The 21,023-nt window shown below is 71.9% G+C and carries 19 protein-coding genes and 3 tRNA genes; 12 read left to right on the top strand and 10 right to left on the bottom strand.

The genetic code is table 11. The features are described from left to right. The first annotated feature begins 202 nt into the window (after positions 1-202). The 3 genes from ACH4SL_RS10920 (at position 203) to ACH4SL_RS10930 (ending at position 3,187) form a co-directional block, all read left to right on the top strand. A complete protein-coding gene (locus ACH4SL_RS10920; protein ID WP_398443603.1) occupies positions 203-1,318 on the top strand; it encodes an amino acid ABC transporter permease in 1,116 nt (371 codons plus the stop codon). Further along, positions 1,315-2,088 carry an amino acid ABC transporter ATP-binding protein gene (locus tag ACH4SL_RS10925; RefSeq protein WP_398443605.1) on the top strand — a complete coding sequence of 258 codons (774 nt, stop codon included), beginning with the start codon at positions 1,315-1,317 and terminating at the stop codon, positions 2,086-2,088. The genes ACH4SL_RS10920 and ACH4SL_RS10925 overlap by 4 nt, the downstream gene beginning before the upstream one ends. A 91-nt stretch (positions 2,089-2,179) precedes the next feature. Further along, a complete protein-coding gene (locus ACH4SL_RS10930; RefSeq protein ID WP_398443607.1) occupies positions 2,180-3,187 on the top strand; it encodes an ABC transporter substrate-binding protein in 1,008 nt (335 codons plus the stop codon). Positions 3,188-3,269: 82 nt separating this feature from the next. Here the strand turns inward: ACH4SL_RS10930 and ACH4SL_RS10935 are convergent, their stop codons facing one another. The 6 genes from ACH4SL_RS10935 to ACH4SL_RS10960 form a co-directional block, all read right to left on the bottom strand. Next, on the bottom strand, positions 3,270-4,679 hold the full coding sequence (locus ACH4SL_RS10935) for an MFS transporter (RefSeq protein WP_398443609.1): 1,410 nt from the start codon (positions 4,677-4,679) through the stop codon (positions 3,270-3,272). After that, positions 4,676-5,272 carry an isochorismatase family cysteine hydrolase gene (locus ACH4SL_RS10940; protein ID WP_398443611.1) on the bottom strand — a complete coding sequence of 199 codons (597 nt, stop codon included), beginning with the start codon at positions 5,270-5,272 and terminating at the stop codon, positions 4,676-4,678. Before ACH4SL_RS10940 ends, ACH4SL_RS10935 begins: the two co-directional genes overlap by 4 nt. Positions 5,273-5,333: 61 nt before the next feature. Next, positions 5,334-5,792: a MarR family winged helix-turn-helix transcriptional regulator gene (locus tag ACH4SL_RS10945; protein WP_398443613.1), complete on the bottom strand. Its 459-nt coding sequence runs from the start codon at positions 5,790-5,792 to the stop codon at positions 5,334-5,336. A 73-nt stretch (positions 5,793-5,865) separates the two neighbouring features. Beyond that, positions 5,866-6,291 carry a PIN domain-containing protein gene (locus ACH4SL_RS10950; RefSeq protein WP_398443616.1) on the bottom strand — a complete coding sequence of 142 codons (426 nt, stop codon included), beginning with the start codon at positions 6,289-6,291 and terminating at the stop codon, positions 5,866-5,868. Then, entirely contained in the window at positions 6,288-6,521 is a 234-nt protein-coding gene (locus tag ACH4SL_RS10955) for a type II toxin-antitoxin system VapB family antitoxin (protein ID WP_398443618.1), read from the bottom strand. The genes ACH4SL_RS10950 and ACH4SL_RS10955 overlap by 4 nt, the downstream gene beginning before the upstream one ends. 65 nt (positions 6,522-6,586) lie before the next feature. Next, positions 6,587-7,531, bottom strand: a complete 945-nt coding sequence (locus tag ACH4SL_RS10960; protein WP_398443620.1) for a DUF3048 domain-containing protein — start codon at positions 7,529-7,531, stop codon at positions 6,587-6,589. A gap of 236 nt (positions 7,532-7,767) precedes the next feature. Here ACH4SL_RS10960 and ACH4SL_RS10965 point away from each other — a divergent pair, with 236 nt between their 5' ends. From ACH4SL_RS10965 to ACH4SL_RS10990, 6 genes are all read left to right on the top strand, one after another. Further along, positions 7,768-8,439, top strand: coding sequence for a hypothetical protein (locus ACH4SL_RS10965; protein ID WP_398443622.1), 672 nt, complete (start codon positions 7,768-7,770; stop codon positions 8,437-8,439). Further along, complete coding sequence (locus ACH4SL_RS10970; RefSeq protein WP_398443624.1) at positions 8,436-9,431, top strand: hypothetical protein; 996 nt, start codon at positions 8,436-8,438, stop codon at positions 9,429-9,431. Before ACH4SL_RS10965 ends, ACH4SL_RS10970 begins: the two co-directional genes overlap by 4 nt. 239 nt (positions 9,432-9,670) lie before the next feature. Further along, positions 9,671-9,937, top strand: coding sequence for a hypothetical protein (locus ACH4SL_RS10975; protein WP_398443626.1), 267 nt, complete (start codon positions 9,671-9,673; stop codon positions 9,935-9,937). 41 nt (positions 9,938-9,978) lie between these two features. Beyond that, positions 9,979-12,054, top strand: coding sequence for a hypothetical protein (locus ACH4SL_RS10980; protein WP_398443628.1), 2,076 nt, complete (start codon positions 9,979-9,981; stop codon positions 12,052-12,054). A 124-nt stretch (positions 12,055-12,178) separates the two neighbouring features. Then, the gene (locus ACH4SL_RS10985) at positions 12,179-13,078 is read left to right on the top strand and encodes a hypothetical protein (protein ID WP_398443630.1); all 900 of its coding nucleotides are present in this window, start codon (positions 12,179-12,181) and stop codon (positions 13,076-13,078) included. A 714-nt stretch (positions 13,079-13,792) separates the two neighbouring features. Beyond that, positions 13,793-14,167, top strand: a complete 375-nt coding sequence (locus ACH4SL_RS10990; protein ID WP_398443632.1) for a hypothetical protein — start codon at positions 13,793-13,795, stop codon at positions 14,165-14,167. Positions 14,168-14,230: 63 nt separating this feature from the next. Here the strand turns inward: ACH4SL_RS10990 and ACH4SL_RS10995 are convergent, their stop codons facing one another. From ACH4SL_RS10995 to ACH4SL_RS11010, 4 genes are all read right to left on the bottom strand, one after another. Further along, on the bottom strand, positions 14,231-16,147 hold the full coding sequence (locus ACH4SL_RS10995) for an ABC transporter ATP-binding protein (RefSeq protein WP_398444098.1): 1,917 nt from the start codon (positions 16,145-16,147) through the stop codon (positions 14,231-14,233). A gap of 146 nt (positions 16,148-16,293) precedes the next feature. Continuing rightward, positions 16,294-18,030, bottom strand: coding sequence for an ABC transporter ATP-binding protein (locus ACH4SL_RS11000; protein WP_398443634.1), 1,737 nt, complete (start codon positions 18,028-18,030; stop codon positions 16,294-16,296). Between the two features lie 377 nt (positions 18,031-18,407). Then, complete coding sequence (locus tag ACH4SL_RS11005) at positions 18,408-19,922, bottom strand: FGGY family carbohydrate kinase (RefSeq protein ID WP_398443637.1); 1,515 nt, start codon at positions 19,920-19,922, stop codon at positions 18,408-18,410. A 60-nt stretch (positions 19,923-19,982) separates the two neighbouring features. Beyond that, positions 19,983-20,279, bottom strand: a complete 297-nt coding sequence (locus ACH4SL_RS11010) for a YtxH domain-containing protein (protein WP_398443639.1) — start codon at positions 20,277-20,279, stop codon at positions 19,983-19,985. Between the two features lie 221 nt (positions 20,280-20,500). Here ACH4SL_RS11010 and ACH4SL_RS11015 point away from each other — a divergent pair. From ACH4SL_RS11015 to ACH4SL_RS11025, 3 genes are all read left to right on the top strand, one after another. Then, a tRNA-Asn gene (locus ACH4SL_RS11015) sits at positions 20,501-20,573 on the top strand. A 6-nt stretch (positions 20,574-20,579) separates the two neighbouring features. Continuing rightward, positions 20,580-20,652: transfer RNA gene (locus tag ACH4SL_RS11020), tRNA-Asn, on the top strand. Positions 20,653-20,807: 155 nt separating this feature from the next. Further along, positions 20,808-20,881: transfer RNA gene (locus ACH4SL_RS11025), tRNA-Ile, on the top strand. Positions 20,882-21,023: the final 142 nt, after the last annotated feature.

Below are 21,023 nucleotides of genomic sequence, written 5' to 3' on the forward strand. Positions count from 1 at the left end.
GGTACGTGACGGCGCCGCGGCCGGCTGACCGCGCCTTCCCTCTTCCGGCTTCCCCGGCTCCCCGGGCGGCCCCGCGCCCGCGGTGCCGTCCCGCCTCCTGCCCCGCGCCGCACCGCGCCGCCGCACGTCCGGCGGCGCGCCCGCCCGTACACCGCCGTACGCGGCCCGGCGCCGCCGTGCTCCCGACCAGACGGGACCCGCCATGCCCCAGCACGACACCCCCGCACCCGCCACCGAACGGCCCGCGCCCGCCCCCTCCTTGGCCAAGGACCCGCCCTCCCTCACGAAGGACCTCGCGGGCGGCCCCGCCACCGGCCATCCGCCGCCCGCCGAGGAGACCCCGCCGTCACTGGCCGCCCTCGACGACCGGCCCGCCGACCGGGAGCTGCTCGCCGCGCGGCTCGTCCCGCTCCGCCACCCCGGCCAGTGGGTCTCGGCCGCGGTGCTGCTCGTTCTGCTCGCGATGGCCGGCCATACCCTCGTCGCCAACAAGCGCTTCCAATGGGGCGTCGTCGGCGACTACTTCCTCAGCCACAACATCCTGCACGGCCTGGAACTCACCCTCTGGCTCACCGCCGCGGTGATGACCAGCGGCTACCTGCTCGGCATCGCCGTCGCCGCGATGCGGCTGTCCGGCAACCCCGTGCTGCGCGCGGTGAGTTTCGGCTACGTGTGGCTCATCCGCTCGGTGCCGCCGCTCGTGCAGCTGCTCTTCTGGTTCGAACTGGCCTCGCTCTACCCGCGGTTGTCGTTCGGCGTGCCCTTCGGCCCGGAATTCGCGCACTTCCGCACCGCGCACCTCTTCAGCGGCATCCTCGCCGCCTACGTCGGACTCACCCTGGACGTGGCCGCGTTCAGCAGCGAGATCGTGCGCGGCGGCATCCTCGCCGTCGACCCGGGGCAGCGCGAGGCCGCCAAGGCGCTCGGCCTGGGCGAGGCGCGGATCTTCCGGCGGATCGTGCTGCCGCAGGCGATGCCCGCGATCGTGCCCGCGTCCGGCAACCTGCTGATCGGCATGCTCAAGGCCACCTCGATCGTGAGCGTCATCGCGGTGGAGGACCTGCTCTACTCCGCGCAGCTCATCTACAACCAGAACTTCCTGATCATCCCGCTGCTGCTGGTCGCCACGGTCTGGTACATCATCCTCACCACCCTGCTGTCGGTCGGGCAGTTCTACGTCGAGCGCTACTACGCCCGCGGCTCGCGGCGCGACGGCCCGGCCCGCAACGGCCCCGCCGCGCGCGGCCTCTGGCAGCTCACCCGCGCCAACCTGCCGCTCTTCGGGCGGACCAGGACCGACCTGGCGGGGCTGTCGTGACCGGCGGCGGAAACCCGCTGGTGCGGGTGCGGGGCCTGCGCAAGAGCTTCGGCGGCACGACCGTCCTGGACGGCATCGACCTCGACGTGCGCGAGGGCGAGGTGACCGTGCTGCTGGGGCCCTCCGGTTCCGGCAAGTCCACGCTGCTGCGCTGCGTCAACCACCTGGAGAAGCCGGACGCGGGCTTCGTCGAGATCGCCGGCGACCTCGTCGGCTACCGCCGCGACGGCGCCCGGCTGCGCGAGCTGCCCCCGCGTGCGGTGACCCGGCAGCGCGCCCAAGTGGGCATGGTCTTCCAGCAGTTCAACCTCTTCCCGCACCTGACCGTGCTGGAGAACGTCACCGAGGCGCCCGTCGCCGTCCGCGGCAGCTCCCGCCCGCAGGCCGCCGCCCGCGCCCGCGAGCTGCTGGAACGCGTCGGGCTCGGCGGGCGGGAGGGCGCGTACCCGCGGCAGCTGTCCGGCGGGCAGCAGCAGCGGGTGGCCATCGCCCGCGCCCTGGCCATGGACCCGCGGCTGCTGCTCTTCGACGAGCCGACGAGCGCGCTCGACCCCGAGCTGGTCGGCGAGGTGCTCGGCGTCATGCAGGACCTGGCGCTCAGCGGTATGACGATGATCGTCGTCACGCACGAGATCGGCTTCGCCCGCAAGGTCGCCGACACCGTGGTCTTCCTCGACGGCGGCCGGATCGTCGAGTCCGGCGCCCCCGCCGACGTCCTGACCGCCCCCCGCCACGAGCGCGCCCGCGCCTTCCTCTCGGCGGTGCTGTGAGCCCGCCCCGCCGTACCCGAACCGCCCTACCCCCGCGGCCCGTCCGCGCACCCGAACCGCCCGCCGGCTCCGCCGTACGAAAGGCACGCCCGTGACCAGCGCCCGTACCCGCCCCGCCCGAACGCGCCTCGCGAGACGCGCCCCTCTCGCGGCCCTCGCCGCCGCGACCGCGGCCCTGCTGCTGCTCGCCGGCTGCGGCTCCTCCGACTCCGACTCCGACTCCGGCAAGGGCTCCTCCGGCACCGGGGCCACCGCCGCCAAGTCCGGTGACACCGCGGCGATCCCGACCCAGGACGTGGTGTCGGCGATCGCCACCGACCCGACCCTCGCCGCCGAACTCCCGGCGAAGATCCGCGACTCCGGCAAGCTCACCCTCGGCACCACCAAGCAGCCCGGCACAACCGCTCTGCCGCACGCCGGAGAGGTCGACGGCAAGCCCGTCGGCCTCGACGTGGACCTGCGCAACGCCGTCGCCAAGGTGCTCGGCGTCGAGTGGGACATCCAGTACGGCACCTTCCCCACCGTCATCCCCGGTGTGCAGAACGGGCGTTACGACGTCGGGCAGGACAACTTCGGTGTCACCAAGGCCCGCGAGCAGGTCGTCGACTTCGCCACGTACCTCAACGACGGCCAGGCCTTCCTCGCCTCGAAGGACTCCGACCTGAAGTCCGTCACACAGATCACCGACGTGTGCGGCCTGCACATCTCCACCGGCTCCGGCTCGACCTTCCAGCAGATCCTCGACGCCAACAAGGACAAGTGCGCCGCGGCCGGCAAGAAGCCGTACACCGTGCAGTACGTCACCGACCAGGCCGCCTCCCTGCTCGGCATCCAGAACGGCCGGGTGGACGTCGTGTTCGGCCCGACGCTCGGCATCAAGTACGAGGCCTCGCACATCCCCGGCACCCGCTTCCTGGGCGAGGTGTCGACCACCCCGGTCGGCTTCGTCACCGCCCGCAACTCGCCGGTGGCCAAGGCGCTCAGCGACGCGGTCAACAAGCTCATCGCGAGCGGCGACTACGCGAAGATCTTCGCCAAGTGGGGCCTGCCGGGCAGCGGCATCCCGCAATCCCAGGTCAACCCGCCCGCCACGCTCTGAACCCGCCGCGGCCCCCGGTGTCCCGGGGGCCGCGGTCCGCTCAGCGCGGTCCGCTCAGCGCGGTCCGCTCAGCGCGGTCCGCTCAGCGCTCCGCGCGGGCCGGGATCGCCCGGTCCAGCACGCTCATCAGCAGCACCAGCACCCCGATCCCGGCGATGACGTACGACACCCCGTGCAGTCCGGAGTCCGTCGCCGCGTGCCCGAAGGCGATGGCGATCAGGCTGGAGGAGAAGATCGCGCCGATGTACGCGAAGGTCCGGTAGAGGCCGGACGCGACCGCGATCTCGTCGGCGGGCGCCTGCACGTACAGCGCGGCCTGGTTCGCGAAGCCGGAGAAGCCGTTCGCGAAGCCGAAGAGCGCCGACATGCCCAGCAGCACCAGCACGGACGAGGTGTGCGTGACGAACAGCATCAGCGTGCCGGTCGCCACCAGCGACACCCCGGTCAGCACGAGCGGCATCCGCACCCACCCGCGTTCCGACACCAGCCGGGCCACGACGATGCTGATGCCCGACAGCGGCAGCATGATCAGCCCCACCTGCGAGGCGCTGTAGCCCGCGCTCTCCTCCATCCACTGGCTCAGCCCGTACAGCGCGGTGTACGTACCCAGCGCGACGACCGCCTGCCGGATGTACGTGCGCAGCAGCCGCCGGTTGCGGCCCAGCATCCGCACGTCGATGAGCGGGCGCGCCGTCCGCCGCTCCCACACCACCAGCCCGGCGCCCAGCAGCAGCACCACCGGGACGAGCCACCACGCGGGCGAGGTCAGGTCGGACAGGAAGAGCAGCAGGCCCACGACCGTGGCGGCGAAGAGCGCGATGCCGGGTACGTCGACCGCGGTGAAGAGGGCCGCGCGCGACTCCTTCGCCACCGGCCGGTCCGGCGCCACGCCGATGAGCGTGAAGACCAGCGTGACCAGCGCGAGCGGCACGTTCACCAGGAAGAGCGCCCGCCAACTCCACACCCCTGCCAGCAGCCCGCCGAGCGGCAGCCCGACGACGACCGTGACCTGCGAGGCGATCGAGAAGTTGCCCAGCACCCGGCTCGGCACCCCCGTGCCCATCTCGTCCGCGCGCTTCCTGACCAGCGCCATCGCCGTCGGGAACGCGGCCGAGGTGCCGATGCCGATGAGCGCGCGCGACACCAGCAGGAAGCCGAAGGCGGGCGCGGCCGCGCCGACGACACCCGCGAGCAGCAGGATCGCCACGCCGCTCACGAAGACCCGGCGCGCCCCGAAGATCGTCGCGAGCTTGCCCATCGTGGGCTGCGCGACCGCGCTGCACAGATACAGCACGGAGATCAGCGACGCGGTGGTGCCCGCGCCCTTGTGGAAGTCCAGGCCGATGCCGACCAGGCCGGTCGCGATCATCGAGCTGTTGATCGGGTTGAGGGTCGAACCGAGCAGCAGCGGGCTCACGAAGCGCGCGCCGAACGGCTTGCCGCCGCCGGGCGCCTCCGGCGCGGTCGCGGTGGTGTGGGCCGCGGCGGTCACGACCGGTCGGCGGCGGCGCCGCTTTCCGGCAGCTCCGGCAGTGAGGCGAGCGCGTCCAGGACGTCCTGCGTACTGCCGGTCTCGGCGATCCGCGGGAAGACCTGGAGCACGCTGTGGTCGTGCCGCTCGGCGGTGCGGTCGGTCATGGCGTCGCCCGGCAGCGTGACGTGGAAGCCCTGCTCGTGCGCGTCCCGCGCGGTCGACTCGACGCCGCCGCTGGTCGCGATGCCGGTCACGACGATCTGCGTCACGCCCCGCTCGCGCAGCCGGTCGGCGAGCCCGGTGGCGGTGAAGGCGCTGCGCGCGTACTTGGTGACGAGGATGTCGCCGGGCTGCCGCTCCAGCTCCGGTATCAGCTCCGTCCAGCCCTCGGGCCGGTCCAGCACGACCGGCCCGGCGTCCGTCCGCCCCTGCGGGGTGCCGGCGACGTTGACCAGCACGACCGGCAGCCCGCGGCCGCGGAAGGCCCGCGCCAGCTCCGCCGAGCGCGCCACGACGCCCTCCACGGGGTGGGCGAGGGGCGTCGCGACGATGCCCTGCTGGAGGTCGATGACGACGAGCGCGGTGGCCGCGTCGAGCGTGGTGACGGGCATGCGGAGTCCTTCGGTCGATCGGGGTGGGATTGCCGTACGCGGGATCGGGGGATCGGCGGTGTCAGGGGAACTGCGCGAGCCGCCGCAGCAGGTCGGTGACGGACGCCAGCCGGTCGATCTCCTCGGCGGTCAGCGTCGTGTCGAGCGCCTTGGTGAGCCAGTCCTGCTTCGCGAGCCGGCCGGTGCGGAATTCCTCGCGGGCGGCCTCGGTGAGGCTCAGCAGCGTCTTGCGCCCGTCCTTCGGGTCTGCCGCGCCGCCGACGAGCCCCGCGGCCTCCAGGGCCTGCACGATCTTGGCCATCGACTGCGGCCGTACGCCCTCGGCGCGGGCCAGCGCGGTGGCCGTCGCCGGCCCCTCCCGCTCCAGCCGCAGCAGCACGGACGACTGCGACCGCGTGAGGTCCATCCCGTCCGCCTGCTCCCGCAGCCGCCGCACCAACGACGCGAGCGCCACCCGCAGCTCACCGGCGAGCACGCCGGTGTCGGTGCGCGAGTGCGGGGCGGGGGGCTGCGCGGTCATGCCTCCACCGTAGCACTTAGCCAGCCAACTGTGCAGCTGGCTGTCTAAATGTTGAGGGGAGGGCCCGCGGGACTCAGCCGCCGCCCGGGGCGGCGGCGCGGACGTCCTGCTGCCGGACCTCCTTGAGCACCCCGGCCACGGCGGCGAAGTCGTTGTCCATGTGCAGGACGGTCAGGTCGTGATGGACCGCCGTGGCGCAGACCAGCAGATCGAGCGCGCCTGCCGACCGGTGCTGCCCCTGCTGGGTGAGCCGGTACTGCGCGGTGTCGACCCAGCGCCAAGCCCCCTTGGGGGTGTCCGCGCGCCCGCAGAGGGTGTCGATCGCGTCCGCGAGTTCGTCGCGGTGGCGAGGGCTCTTCGCGGAGAAGAGGAATTCCGCGCGGGTCGGCTCGGCCAGCCTGAAGGCGCCCGCGCCGATGAACGCCTCCCACGGGCCGAGGGCCCCCGGGGTGCGGAAGAGATACCACAGGGCGCTGGTGTCCAGGAGGTACGCGTTCACGCCGGCGGGCGCTTCCCCGCCCGCCGGGCTGCCGCATGGGCCTGCGCGGCCTCGTCGAAGTCGCCCCGCGCGCCCATCGCGGCCAGTCGCGCTGCCGCGTCGAGCCGTTCGACCCGGGCGACGTACTCGCGAAGGGCGGTGTTGACCGTCTCCTTCTTCGTGGTCGTGCCCATCAGACGCATCGCGGCCGCGAGCACGTCGTCGTCGAGATCGATCTGGGTGACGGACATGCGGCACCTCCGATGTGGGCGATGTATGAAGCGAGCATACATCGCCCACATGACAGAGGACCTTCTCACGGCTCCAGCACGATCCAGGTGTGCCCCGGCCTGAGCGCCAGGGGCGCGCCGTTCAGCGTGTAGGAGGTGCCCGTGGTGGGGGAGGGGCGGTGCCATGTGGCCGGGTAGGACCGGCCGTCGCGGAGGATCTGCGCCTGGCCGCTGCCCACGGTCTGGCTGAAGGGGACGAAGCCGGTACGGCTGTGGTAGCGCGACTCCTGGACGTCGACATGCTGGATGATCACGTTGTCCGCCGACCACGGAGACGCCTTGCCGTCCATCGAGACGCGGTAGCGCGAGCCGTCGTAGCTGAAGGAGAAGCGCGCGGAGGGCATCTTCGCCGACGCCGTGGTGCCCTTCGTCCCGCTCGTGCCGCCAGGCGGGACGGCCGCCGCGAAGCGCAGCCCGATGTCCTCGGCGGTGCCGCCCTTCGCGGCGGGTCCCGCGGGCCGCAGGTACTCGTTGTGCGGGGCGCGGCGGGCGGAGTCGCGGAAGAAGTCGCGCGTGCCCGTCACCGCCGCGAGGTCGTCGCTCGACCTGAGCACCGGCAGCAGCTTGCTCTGCGCGCCGGAGAAGGCCAGCGCCGGGTGGTTGTACTCCGCGAGCAGTTGCAGGTCCGTCTCCCGCGCGCTGCGCACGGGCCCGACCTTCTGCGGCAGGTGCTTGTCGTCGTACACCGCCATCAACCGGGAGAGCCCGCCCTCGACCTCGATCGCGTACACGATCGCCGCGTCGTCCAGCCCCGTCGCGGGCCGGGCCGCCCCGACGTTGTCGATCTTCACGGCCAGCACGTGCCCGGCCGCCCCCGGCTCCCCGGTGAGATACGAGACGGCCGCGGGCGCGCTCGCCCGCGCCCCCGGCTTGCCCGACGCCCCGCCCCCGTCCGGCGGCTGACACCCCGCCACCGCCACGAGCACGGCTGCCGCCACCCCCGCGCCCGCCACCCGCCACCTGCCGCTCATCGCCGTACCCCCGTCCGCGCGTGAACCCGCTCCCCCCATGGTGCGCCCGCCCGCGGCATTCCGGGCCCGGGAGGGAACGGTCTTGGCCAAGGCGGCGTCCATCTCGTGTGAGGCCTGGTACTTGGATAGTCTCGGGCGTCACACGAAACGGGGCCGTGGACCGAGTGCGCGGGGGGAGTGCGCCGTTGTGCCCGGTTCGGCGGCCTTACGCCGAACGAACGGGGAGTCTGTTGACCATGCGCGCACCGCACGCGCTCGCCGCCACCTGCGTGGCCGTCTCTGCCGCGCTGCTGCTCTCCGCCTGCGGCGGCGGCTCGAAGAACAGCGACGACAAGATCAAGGACCCGGGCAAGGACATCACGACGTCCGCCCCCGCGCCGACGACGACGTCGGCGACACCGTCGCCGAGTGCGACGGGGGTGGGGCGGCCGACGATCACGTCCTTCCCGCCGGACGCGAAGGACGTGTTCGAGGACCAGCACACCGGGGACGCCACCAAGGACGCCATCCTCGCGGACAACCAGCAGTGGGTCATGGCCCTGGACGACGGCATCTTCCAGGGCACAGCGGCGACGAAGGCGCTGGGCTTCTACACCGCGGGACGTGCCAACGACACGGTCACGCTCTACGTCAACGGCTACCTGTCGAAGAACTACACCTGGACCGGCACGGTCCGCTTCTTCGACCGGAAGGTCACGATCCTCGGGACCGGCCACGCCTCGGTGATCTACTGCTCCGACGAGAGCAAGGCGTTCCTCAAGAACCGAAAGACCGGGAAGGTCGACAACACCCCGACCACGTCGGACAGTTACGTCCTCTACAACACCGACCTGAAGAAGAACGCGCAGGGCGTCTGGCAGACGGACGGGATGCTCCAGGACCGAGGGGCGAAGCAGTGCCAGCCGTGAGCCGTCTCAAGTGGCAAGCGGTGGTGGCCGTTTCGGCGGCCCTGGTGGCTCTCGCGCCCGGACTCGCGTACGCAGGCGGGCGGGCTGACGCCGACGGCGCCCTCACGGACCACGGCAAGGACATCACCGCCACCGCGGGCGTCCAGTACGACGACGCGGCGAACGGCTCCGCGTCGAGCGGCAAGCCCGTGGCGACGCCGAAGGCCGCCGGCAACTGGACGCCGCCGCCGTGCTGGTACGAGCCGTACTACACGCCCGCCCAGCTCAAGGCGGAGTCGGAGACGGTGTGGTCGGAGCAGTCACCGAGCTGGGAGTGGATCTCGGGGCAGAAGGACAAGTACGCGGACGGCCATCCGTACACCGACTTCAACATGGACAAGACCGGCAAGGGCTACTGGTGGTCGGGATACGCGCCCGACTACAACGTGCCCGGCGCGAACGACTGCCAGGACGAGCCCTTCTGGGTCGACAAGGGCGACACCCCGCCCGCCGGCCACCGCAACGCGATCACCCCCGAGGTGCTGGCCGAACTGGCCTACAAGAAGCTGCTCATACCGACCGGGGATCCGTCGATCGAACCGAAGCTCACGCAGGCGGTGAACCTGCCGACGTGGGTGTGGCTCGACCCCAAGGACTTCTACAAGGTCTCGGTGACCGCCTTCCTTCCGGACTACAACGTCTCCGCGACGACCACCGCCACGCCGATCGGCTTCCGGATCGAATCGGGCGGCCTGGACGCCGAGAAGTTCCCCGCGTCCGGCGACTGCCCCAACCTGGGCACGGCTTACCACTCGGGAGACAAGGGCAATCCGCCCTGCGGGGTGACCTACCTGGAGGACAGCAACGGGAGCCAGGTCCCGCTGACGGTCACGGTCAGATGGCGCGTGAGCTGGACCGGCACCGGCCAGCCCACCCCCAAGGCCCTGCCCGCGGCGACCTTCCCGAGCACGGTGGACGTCACCGTCCGGGAGATCCAGTCCGTCAACCGCTGACCGGGCGCGGGGCTTCGCAGGCAGGGGCGTTCGGGGCGGGTCCCGGGCGCCCTCTCCTGTGACCGCCGGGGGTCACCGAAAGTGTCCGTGTGGCGTCTTTGCGCATCTGCCTGATTGGGACGCTGGATCCGGCGAACCGCCGTCGGGGCAAGGGTGTCGGACATACGGAAGGCCCTCGGGGCTTCGGTACCACTTGTGTCGCGTCCGCAGCACCGCACCCACACGTGAGGCACGGGCTCATGAAGAACGCAGAACAGTGCAAGCAGGACATGGCCGCGGTGCAGACCGCAGCCGACAACATCAGGACCGCCCTCAACGACGTCACTCCGTTCCTGGTGAACACCTGGGTCGGCTCCGCGGCCGACGCCTGGGCCACGGACTTCCGCGGCCGTATGGCGCGGCTGACGGGGATCCTCGACGAATGTCCGGGGCAGGAGCGCTGGATGATCCTCAAGGCCACCAACGAACAGGCGGATTCGGACGCCAAATACCACGGTCACGCCTGACCGGCCACGACCGTCTTCTTGCATCCTGGGGGGAACAGCACGTGAACGACTTCGCCGGTGTGGAACCGCACCGGGTGCGCCAACTCGCCGACCGCTTACAGGCCCTGGCCACCGCGCTGGCCAAGAACGGTCCTGTCATCCGCAAGCACTTCGGTACCTGGGGACCGGCCCTCATCGACCTCGGTCCGCTCGCCGCGCAGACCGCGCAGGTCGCCGATGACGCCCACGACATGGGCCGACGCGCCGACCAGGCGCTCAACCTGTCGCATGCCCTGAAACCCCGCGGCACGATCGGGCCGCATGTGACCTGGGTCAACGTCCCCTGGGAAGTCGCGCAGATCGACACGGCGCGGGAGGCTCAGCAGGAGGCGGATCTCCTGGCGCAGGTCATGGACGATCCGCGGGCCCCGGCCTCGCGGGCCACAATCGCCGAGATCGCGCAGTCGCTGGCCGACCACCAGGACGACCCGGCGTACCTGCAGGCGTTCATGGCCAACGGCGGTATGGACCAGGCGGCCCGCGCCGCTCGCGTCCTGCACGAGCAGGACGGTACGCACGACGGAGTGGTGCTCGACAAGGAATCCGAGGCGATGCTCGCCCAGTTCGGGCAGGGCGTCCAGGCGGCCACCACGATGGCCGCCCAGGGCAAAATCACCATGTCGGCGGACTGGGAGAAGAAGCTCACCCAGCCCGCCGGCGGCGACATGTGGTCGGTCGGCATGCTCTTCACGTACGGCCCGCCGGGCGACAAGTGGAACCCCGAGATCCTCTCCGACGTCAGCGGCGCGATGCTGGACTGGCGCCAGACGCACGACATGCGCCCGAGGTACGCGAAACCCGCGCCCCCGTACTCGGCGGGCGGCTACGTCGACCCGCCAGACGCCTGGTACACCACCCTCGGCATCCACTGCGACTACGTGCGTCACGGCGGCGACCACACCGCCGACCTGAAGGCCATCGAGGCCAACGACCCGTCCCTGGCCCTGCTCGACCGTCTCGGCGAGAACCCCGACGCCTCGCGCGACCTGCTGGGCCAGGACACCGCCGACGCAAGGCGGCACGCCGGGCAGTTGGTCGACTACACCTGGCAGACCCCCGGCCCCACGACGTGGGACGACTCGACAGCGGTGAACCGGGTTCTCATCATGGCCGCGACCGACCGCAGCGACGCCCACGCCGACCGGTCCGGCCAGGCCGCCGCCAACATCCTGCAGGCCGCGGCGCACCAGAACGACGTCTTCCAGCAGCGCGACGGCTTTGAGAAGGGGGAATACCCCACCTACCCGCCGCAGACGGCCATCGCCCTGGCGGGCATCACCGGCACGTGGGCGGACGAGCTCGGAAAAACTACCCAGCAGTCATCCGGAGCCCACGGCTACGACCCGCAATTCGGACATCTTGTCATGTACCACGACGACGTGGTGAACGTCATGCAGCTCTTCGCCCGCGACAACCCCGGCGCGGCGGCGATGTTCGATGTCACCATGCACCAGAAGGTCGCCGACGCGGCGGCGCAAGCCGACCCCGACGTCGAACTCACCGCTCTGGGCAACATGGCCGGGCTGTTCACCAAGGCGAAGAACGGTCTGAGCTACACCGAGGCCCAGCAACTCGACGAGCAGCACAAGACCAACCAGGCGATCCTTGACACCGTCGGCATCGTCTTCGAAGGCGGCTCGCCGCCCGCGGGGCTGGAGGGGAAGAGCAAGACCTTCATCACCAAAGGTCTCAAGTACTCACAGACGCTGGTGAAATGGGGTCGAGGCGTCGGGGCGAAGCAGACGGATCCGTTTTCCACGGACAACGCGGGCAAGCAGGAGGCACTGAACGAGAAGAACGCCAAAGACGTCACCTTTTCCTACACTCCCGCCCTGGCTCAGGGGCTTATACGCGCAGGCGCAGTACCTCCTCCCCCCGCCGGCGTCCGTTGGTACAACCCTGCCACGATGACAGTGGCACCCGGTGCATACCAGGACGAGAACTTCGTCAGTTGGTGGACGGATCAGCACGACCTGCCCCCGGAGCACCCCGGAAGCGATGGCCCTGCCGCGAACGCGCGCCAGGACGCGTTCGAGAAGGGCTACAACAAGTCGGAAGGCTCTCATGACGGCAAATGAGCCTCGGCCGTTCGCCGCGAGGGCAGGCGCCTTTCTCTGTGCGATGGCGTTCGTTCTGGTCGGATGCTCGGGTGGCGGTGGCCACCGCCCTGCGGGGCTGCCGACGCCCGTTCGGGGGCGGGTCGTGCCCTTCGACCTGGACGGGCTCGGCTACAAGGGCTTGGGCGCCGATTTCAGGGCCGAGTCGGGGATCGTGGCGTTCGACGCCACCGGGAACGTCTACGTGGTTCCCGACAGGGGCACGTCCGATCCGGAGGTCGTGCGGATCACGCCGGGTGGCGAGGCCGCACCGTACCTGCGCCTGCGCGGTCTGGGATACGTCAGCCAGCTGACCGTCCTGTGGGACGGCAGCATGGTGGTCCGCGGCTCGCGGTCCGGCGCCGACGGGCCTTCCGCGCTCTACTCCGTGCAACGGAGCGGCTCCTTGACGCCTCTCGTGCCGTCGCCTGCGCTCAGCCATCCTGTCCTCGTCGGCGAGTATCCGGCCGGGTCGCTCGTCGTCCGTGACGACTCGGGTCTCTGGTCCCTGCGGGCCGGTCGGGCGACGCGGCGGCCAGGGGCGGGAGGAGCGTTCCGCCTCGGGAAAAAGTGGAACGTCGTTGATCCGTCGGGCACCGTCTACGCCGTCGACGACACCCTCGGCAAGACGCGGGCCCAGCCGGTGGGCAAGCCGCCCTACGGCCTCACCGTGACGGGAAGCGTTCCGGGCGGTGCGGCAGCACTCGCGAAACTGCATGTGACATGGGTGATTCCCGCGTCGTCCGGCGGCTTCTACGCGGTGGCGAGCCCGGAGTCGTACGACCCCTACTACGTCGTCCACGTGACCCCCACGGGCGCCGGGACCACCGTCCTTGCCCAGTTCGGCCTGCACGCGGCGGGCTGTGCCGTCGGCAAGGGCTACCCCGCTCTCGGCAACTCCTGCGAGCCGTCCTGGTTCCTCGCCGAAAGCGGCAGACGCCTGCTCATGCTGGGGCCACTCATGCGGGGGACCCCGGGGCTCGTCCTCGCCGGAGTCGGGCCCTGAACCCCCGCGCCCGCGTGACGGCCACTAGCCCGCGCGCCGTACGCACCACGGCAAGCGCGCTGCTCGCGGCCATGGCGCTCGCTCTGGGCGCGTGCTCCGGTGGTAGCGGCAGCAGCGTGGCAAAGGTGCCGAAGCCCGTCCCGGGGCGGGTGGTCGCCTTCGATCCGGACGGGATCGGGTACAAGGAGCTGGACAGCGGGCTGGACGCCGCGGTGGGGCTGGTGCGGTCCGATGCCGCGGGAAATGTCTACGTGATTCCCAACCGGGGCACATCCGATCCGCAGATCGTCCGGATCACGCCGGAAGGCCGGGCCGGGCCGCTGCTCCGGGTGCGGCCCATGGGCAACGTGAACCAGCTGATCGTCATGCGGGACGGCACGGTGGTCGTCAAGGGCTCCTCTCCCACCGCCGCGGAGCCGGCCGCGCTGTACACCGTCCCGCGGAACAGCCCCGTGGTACCCCTGACGACTTCGCACCCCTTCCGGCATCCGTTCATCGTCGGGGAATACCCGGCCGGCACGCTCGTCATCGGCGACGACGCGGGGCTGTGGTCGCTGCGGAACGGCCGGGCGGCCCGGCTGCCGGGAAAGGAAGGGGACTTCCGCCCCGGCAGGACGACCCTCCTCGACCCGTCCGGCACCCTCTACGCCGTCGGCGCCACCCTGGGCGCCACCCGCGCCCAGCCGCCGGGGCGGACCCGCGTACGGCCTCACGGTGTCCGGAAGTACCCCGGACCACGCGGTGGCTCTGGCCGACTTGGAGGTGGCGAACGTGGCCGCGACGTCGGGCCGCGGCTTCTACGCCGTTGCCTACCCGGACTACTCCGGCCCGTACTACCTCCTCCACGTCACGCCCACGGGTGCCGGAACGACCGTGCTGGCGCAATTCGACCTGCACGCGGCGGGCTGTGCCGCCGGCAAGGACTATCCCGCTCTCCGCAGCCCTTGCGCCCCCTTGACGCTCCCTGTGGAGAGCGGCGACCGGGTCCTCCTGCTGGGCCCGCTCGCCCGCGGCCCGCTGGCTCAGGGCCCACCCGCCGTCGTTCTGCCCGCCGTCGGGCTGCCGGGCGCGGCGGGCGCGTCGTCGTGAGCCGCCCGGACGCTGTCCTGGCCCGTCGGTCCGGGCGAGGGCAGCGTCCGGGCGGCGGGGTCGTCAGTCGACCTCGGCGACCGCCTGGGCGAACTGCGCCGCGTACAGGCGGGCGTACGCGCCCTGCGCGGCGAGCAGTTCGTCGTGGGTGCCCTGCTCCACGATGGCGCCGGCCTCCATCACCAGGATGACGTCGGCGTCGCGGATCGTGGACAGCCGGTGGGCGATCACGAAGCTGGTGCGGCCGTGGCTGAGGCGGGCCATCGCGCGCTGGATGAGGACCTCGGTGCGGGTGTCGACGGAGCTGGTGGCCTCGTCGAGGACCAGGATCACCGGGTCGGACAGGAAGGCCCGGGCGATCGTGATGAGCTGCTTCTCGCCCGCGCTGACGCCCGTGCCCTCGTCGTCGAGGACGGTGTCGTAGCCGTCCGGGAGGGTGCGGATGAAGCGGTCGGCGTGCGCGGCGCGCGCGGCCGCCTCGATGTCCTCGCGGGTCGCGTCCTCGTGGCCGTAGCCGATGTTCTCGGCGATGGTGCCGCCGAAGAGCCAGGTGTCCTGGAGCACCATGCCGATGGCCGAGCGCAGCTCCTCGCGGGACATGGCGGCCACGTCCACGTCGTCCAGGGTGATCCGGCCGCCGGTCACCTCGTAGAACCGCATCAGCAGGTTGACCAGGGTGGTCTTGCCGGCGCCGGTGGGGCCGACGATCGCGACCGTCTGGCCGGGCCGGACGCTCACCGACAGCTCGTCGATGAGCGGCTTGTCCGGGTCGTAGCGGAAGGAGACCTTCTCCAGCGCGACGCGGCCGGTCAGCTCGACCGGGCGGGCGGGGACGGCCGGATCCGGGGACTGCTCCTCGGCGTCCAGCAGCTCGAAGACCCGCTCGGCGGAGGCGACGCCGGACTGGATCAGGTTGGCCATGCTCGCGACCTGCGTCAGCGGCTGGCTGAACTGCCGCGAATACTGGACGAAGGCCTGCACGTCGCCGATCGACAGCGCCCCGGACGCGACCCGCAGCCCGCCGACGACGGCGATCAGCACGTACTGCAGGTTGCCGAGGAACATCATCAGCGGCTGGATCGTGCCGGACAGGAACTGCGCCTTGAAGCCGGCCTCGTACAGCGCCTCGTTCTCCTGCCGGAAGGTTTCGGCGGACTCCTGCTGGCGGCCGAAGACCTTCACCAGGCTGTGGCCGGTGTACATCTCCTCGATGTGCGCGTTGAGCTTGCCGGTCGTCTTCCACTGCTGGACGAACTGCGGCTGCGCGCGTTTGCCGACCCGGGTCGCGACCAGCAGCGTCAGCGGCACGGTGACGAGCGCGACCAGCGCCAGCAGCCAGGAGATCCAGAACATCATGGCCAGCACGCCGACGATGGTCAGGAGCGAGTTGATCAGCTGGCCCATGGTCTGCTGCATGGTCTGGCCGATGTTGTCGATGTCGTTCGTGGCGCGGCTGAGGACCTCGCCGCGCGGCTGCTTGTCGAAGTACGACAGCGGCAGCCGGGAGATCTTCGCCTCGACGTCGCGGCGCAGCCGGAAGACGGTGCGGTTGATGACGGTCGTCGCCGTCCGCATCTGGACGACGCTGAACAGCGCGGCCAGCGCGTACACCCCGAGGGCCAGCAGCAGGACCGCGCCGATCGCGCCGAAGTCCATGCCCTGGCCGGGGGTGAAGTCGATGCCGGAGAGCATGTCCGCGACGCCGCCCTTGCCGTGGGCGCGCAGGTAGTCGAGGGACTGCTCCTTCGAGCCGCCCTTGAGCTGGCGGCCGATGACACCGGCGAAGATCAGGTCGGTGGCGTGGCCGAGGATACGGGGGCCGGTCACGGCGAGGGCGACGCTGACGACGCCGACCGACAGGACGAGGTAGAGCAGGGCGCGGTCCGGGCGCATGAGGCCGATCACGCGCTTGAAGGAGCCCTTGAAGTCCATGGAGCGCTCGATGGGGCCGCCGCTCATGAAGCGCGCGGGGCCGCCCATCGGGCGGGGGCCGCGCTGGGCGGTGGCCATGACCTTGCCGCCGGGACCGCCGGGTGCCTTGTCACCGGGACCGCCGGGTCCGCCCGCGCCGGGTGCCTTGTCGCCGGGTCCGCCGGCACCGCCGGATGCGCCGTTGGGGCCGCCGCTCATGCCGCCGCCTCCTGCTCGGTCAGCTGGGACAACACGATCTCCCGGTAGGTCTCGTTCGTGGCCATCAGCTCCTCGTGGGTGCCGGTGCCGACGACCCGCCCCTCGTCGAGGACGACGATCCGGTCGGCGTCACGGATCGTGGACACCCGCTGGGCCACGATCACCACCGTCGAATCCGCCGTCTCCGCCCCGAGCGCCCGCCGCAGCGCCGCGTCCGTCGCGTAGTCCAGCGCGGAGAAGGAGTCGTCGAAGAGGTAGATCTCCGGGCGCCGCACCAGCGCCCGCGCGATCGCGAGCCGCTGCCGCTGCCCGCCGGAGACGTTGCTGCCGCCCTGCGCGATGTCCGCGTCGAGGCCGCCCTCCAGCCGCTCGACGAATTCCTTGGCCTGCGCCACCTCCAGCGCGTGCCACAGCTCCTCCTCCGTCGCGTCCGGCTTGCCGTAGCGCAGGTTGGAGGCGACCGTGCCGGAGAAGAGGTACGGCTTCTGCGGGACCAGGCCGACGGTCTCGGCGAGCAGCGCCGGATCCAGCTCCGCCACGTCCTCGCCGTCGATCAGCACCCTGCCGCCCGTCGCGTCGTACAGCCGGGGGATCAGGCCGAGCAGGGTGGACTTGCCGCTGCCCGTCGAGCCGATGACCGCGGTCGTCTCGCCGGGGCGGGCGATGAGGTCGATGCCGCGCAGCACCGCGGCCTCGGCGCCGGGGTAGGCGAAGTCGACGTCGAAGAGCTCCAGCTCGCCGCGCCGCCCCAGCGACGTGATCGGCGCCTTCGGCGGGACGACGCTGGACTCCGTACCCAGCACCTCCTGGATGCGCTCGGCGCACACCTCGGCGCGCGGCACCATCATGAACATGAAGGTGGCCATCATGACCGACATCAGGATCTGCATCAGATAGCTCAGGAAGGCCGTGAGCGCGCCGATCTGCATGCCGCCGCTGTCGATGCGGTGGGCGCCGAACCACAGCACGGCCACGCTCGACAGGTTCACGATCGCCATCACGGTCGGGAACATCAGCGCGAGCAGCCGCCCGGAGGCCAGCGAGACCGCCGTGACCTCCTCGTTGGCCTTCCCGAAGCGGCGCTGCTCGTAGTCGTCCTTGACGAAGGCGCGGATCACCCGGATGCCGGTGATCTGCTCGCGCAGCACCCGGTTCACGGTGTCGACGCGCTTCTGCATCGTCCGGAAGATCGGGCGCAGCTTGCGGATGATCAGGCTCACGGCGATGCCCAGCACCGGCACCACCGCCAGCAGCAGCGACGACAGCGGCACGTCCTGGCCGAGCGCCATCACGATGCCGCCGACGCACATGATCGGCGCGGACACCATCATCGTGAACGACATCAGCACCAGCATCTGGACCTGCTGGACGTCGTTGGTGGTGCGGGTGATCAGCGAGGGCGCGCCGAACTGCCCGACCTCGCGCGCGGAGAAGCTCTGCACCTGGTCGAAGACCGCCGCGCGGATGTCCCGCCCGATCGCCATCGACGTCCGCGCGCCGTAGTACACCGCGCAGATCGCGCACAGCACCTGCACGACGGTCACGCCGAGCATGGTCGCGCCCATGCTCAGGATGTAGCCCGAGTCGCCCTTGACCACGCCGTTGTCGATGATGTCGGCGTTGAGGGTGGGCAGGAAGAGGGCGGCGAGGGTCGAGACGAACTGCAGGGTCACCAGCGCGCCGATGGGGCGCTTGTACGGTCCCAGGTGGGACCGCAGGAGTCGGATCAGCACACTGACTACCTCGGGGTCGGTCGGTCGGTACGGTACGGGCGGCGGCGCTCGGGCTCTGAGGTTCTGACGTTCGGGGGCGGCGGTGGTGTGACGGGGCGGCGCGGGCGTGCGGACTGACGGGGACAGGCGGGCGCGGCACCGGCGAAGGACGGTGGCGCCGCGCCTTTTCCCCTCAGGACGCAGGACCACCCGCGCAGGGTTGAGCGCGCCGTCCCGGGACGGCGCGCAACCCTATCGTCGGACATCGCGGGGCCGCATCCGGTTAAAGAGAGGCAAAACCTCCCGGGTCGCGGGGGTCACGCGGGTCGCACCGGTCGCACCGGCGGCGCGTAGGTCGCGGACCGGCGGCCCCCTGCGACGGGCACGCCCCCCGCGGGTCACAGCGCCGCGAAGGCCCCCGGATGGGTCTGCTCGCGCACCGCGATGAACTGCTGCCGCACCGCCGAGCCGACCGCGGGCCCGCCCCCGCCGTGCCCGGGCTCGCCCGGACCCGTACCGTCCTGGCCCGGGCCGTCCGGCTCCACCGCGTCCTCCGGGTCGAGCACCGCGGTGCCCGCGAGCTGCGGCCAGGCGGGCGGCTCGCCCTGCGTGTGCGAGCCCAGCACCGTGCCCAGCGACCAGGCCGCCTGCCGGGCCGCGCCGAGCGCCGCGTACTCCGCCGGCGGCGGCACCACCACGAGCGTCCCGAAGATCGACGGCGCCAGTGCCCGTACGGCCGGCAGCTCCGCCGCCGCGCCGAGCAGCACCACCCGGCGGATCTCCACGCCCTTGCCGCGCAGCACGTCCAGCGCGTCGGCGAGCCCGCACAGCATGCCCTCGAAGGCCGCGCGGGCCAAGTGCTCCGGCTTCATCGACTCGCGCCGCAGCCCGGCCAGCGTGCCCGCGGTGTGCGGCAGGTCCGGGGTGCGCTCACCTTCCAGGTAGGGGAGCAGGACGAGGCCGTACGCGCCCGGCGTCGAGGCCAGCGCCAGCTCCGAGAGCCCGGCGAGGTCGGTGCCGAGCAGCTCGGCGGCGCCGCGCAGCGTCCGTACCGCGTTGCGCACCTGGAGGACGGGCAGGTGGCGGCCGGTCGCGTCGGCGAAGGCGGTGACGGTGCCGGTCGGGTCCTTCAGCGCCTCGTGGTGGACGGCGAAGACGCTGCCGCCCGCGCCCAGCGACACCACCGCGTCGCCGGGCCCGACGCCCAGGCCCAGGGCCGCGGCCATCGTGTCGCCCGTGCCGGCCGAGATGAGCAGGCCCTCGGGCGTCTGGCCCGCGGGCTCGGCGGGGCCCAGCACCTCGGGCAGCGCCACGGAGCGGCCGAGGGCGCGCTCGACGAGGTCGGGGCGGTATTCGCCGGTGGCCGCCGACCAGTAGCCGGTGCCCGACGCGTCGCCGCGGTCGGTGGTGCGGCGGGCGGGCTGGCCGAGCAGCTGCCAGACCAGCCAGTCGTGCGGCAGCATCACCGCGGCGACCCGCGCCGCGGCGGCCGGCTCGTGCTGGGCGAGCCAGCGCAGCTTCGCCACCGGGTAGGCCGCCTGCGGCTGCGCGCCCACCGCGTCCGCCCAGCCCGCGGGCCCGCCCAGCTCCTGGAGCAGGTCCGCGGCCTGCGTCTGCGCGCGGTTGTCGCCGCGCAGCAGCGCGGGCCGTACGGTCACGCCGCCCGCGTCCAGCGCGACCAGCCCGTGCTGCTGGCCGCACACCCCGATCGCCTGCACACCCTCCAGGACCCCGCCCTTGGCCGCCTCGCCCAGCGACAGCAGCCAGGCCTGCGGATCCAGCTCGGACGGCTTGCCGCCGTCCCCGCCCTCGTGGGGTGCGTAACCCTGCCGCAGGACCTCACCGGTGTCCGTGTCGCAGACGACGACGGTGGTACCCGCGGAGGAGTTGTCTATACCGGCCACTTTGCCCATAGGGCCGATGATGCCGCACCGGGCGGCCCGCGCGCCGCGCGGCCCGCCGCCCGGCCTGGCTCAGGTGTTCGAGGTGCCCCAGTCGTCGGAGGGCGCGCCGCCGTTGCGCATCGCCCGCACCTTCTCGGCGAGCGGCTCCGGGAGCCGCGGCCCGACCTTGACGACGACCGTGTCGGCGGCCCGTACCGCGGCCGTCCGGCTCTGCTGCGCGGCGCTCTCCGCGGCGTTGCGCACCGCCGGGTTCTGGACGAAGGCCTGCCCGGCCCTGACCAGCTGCTCGTACCGCTCCCGGCCCGCCCTGGCACCGATCACGAACCCGACAGCGGCTCCCGCGATGAACGTCAGCTTGTAGCGCATGGCTCCACCATCCTCGCTGCGGCCGTACGCCCTGGCGGCCGCGTTGCTCGTCGTTGCTGGTCGTGCTCGTCGTGGCTGGGCGCCTACCCTCCGCGCCCGAGTCGCAACCCGGCCGCTAAGGGTTGGCGGAGCACCCCCCCACTTGCGCTAATGTATGTGTCGCACCGAACGCGCGCCTTCCGGGAAGCCTCCGGCGGGTGCATTCGGTGCACGCGAAGCGATCCCCTGTAGCTCAATTGGCAGAGCAGCCGGCTGTTAACCGGCAGGTTACTGGTTCGAGTCCAGTCGGGGGAGCTTCGGTCCCCTGTAGCTCAATTGGCAGAGCAGCCGGCTGTTAACCGGCAGGTTACTGGTTCGAGTCCAGTCGGGGGAGCGCACGACCCGGGACCCCGTTGGGGTCCTTTTTCGTACCCGCGGGAACCATCCGCCTCCTCCCAGGAGTCCACCTGATGCCGCGTCTGTGACCCACGAGGGCGACAGATCGTATGAGCAGCTATGCTGCGGCAGACGGCGCACGCCACGCCGTACGGGGCGGTAGCTCAGCCGGTTAGAGCAGCGGACTCATAATCCGCCGGTCCTGGGTTCGAGTCCCAGCCGCCCCACTCCGGCGCCCGCGGACGCAGCGGGCGCGACCTGCGCGGGCCCCCGGTCGGGGGCCCGTTGCGTTTCCGGCGCTGCCTCTCTCGGGACACGTGCACGCCCGTCTCCGCGCCCGACGACGCGGCTCTGCCGACTCGCCGGAAA

Source organism: Streptomyces sp. NPDC021020 (genome assembly GCF_044333285.1).
Lineage (GTDB): Bacteria > Actinomycetota > Actinomycetes > Streptomycetales > Streptomycetaceae > Actinacidiphila.